Genomic DNA, 441 nt, shown 5'->3' with positions numbered 1-441 from the left:
TGTATTGACCCAGTGAAATCCTGCTCACGTCATAATCGAGGAAACGACGATGAGTACAAAGATGGAAGAAGACATCAAACGCTGGACGGCCAAGCGCAAGAGTGCGCTGGTGCTGGACATCATTCAGGGCAAGACCACTGTGGCCGAGGCAAGCCGTCAGTACGACCTGTCGCCGTCGGAGGTGGAACAGTGGGTCGATGACGGTAAGCGGGGCATGGAGAACGCCCTGCGCGCGAATCCGCAGGACGTGCGCGAACAGTACGAACGCCAGCTCAAGGACCTGCAAGAGGCCTATGGCGAGGCGATGCTGGAGTTGCGCGCCAGAAAAAAATTGCAGTCCCTGCTGGGCGAGGACGAGAAGTGATCGAGACGATCCGCCAGGGACTGCAAGCCGACGGCATCACCGTCTCGATCGCCAAGCTGTGCCGCTGGTTCGGCGTA

General features: G+C 59.2%; 1 protein-coding gene. It reads left to right on the top strand.

Going from position 1 to position 441, the window contains the following annotated elements; all coding sequences use genetic code 11:
* Positions 1-49 precede the first annotated feature (49 nt).
* Positions 50-364 carry a DUF1153 domain-containing protein gene (locus V8Z80_RS20875; protein WP_032955731.1) on the top strand — a complete coding sequence of 105 codons (315 nt, stop codon included), beginning with the start codon at positions 50-52 and terminating at the stop codon, positions 362-364.
* Positions 365-441: the final 77 nt, after the last annotated feature.

This window comes from Orrella sp. JC864, assembly GCF_037026685.1.
Lineage (GTDB): Bacteria > Pseudomonadota > Gammaproteobacteria > Burkholderiales > Burkholderiaceae_B > Orrella.
The sequence above is the reverse complement of the archived record's forward strand: the minus strand, read 5'-3'. Positions and strand labels throughout refer to the sequence as shown.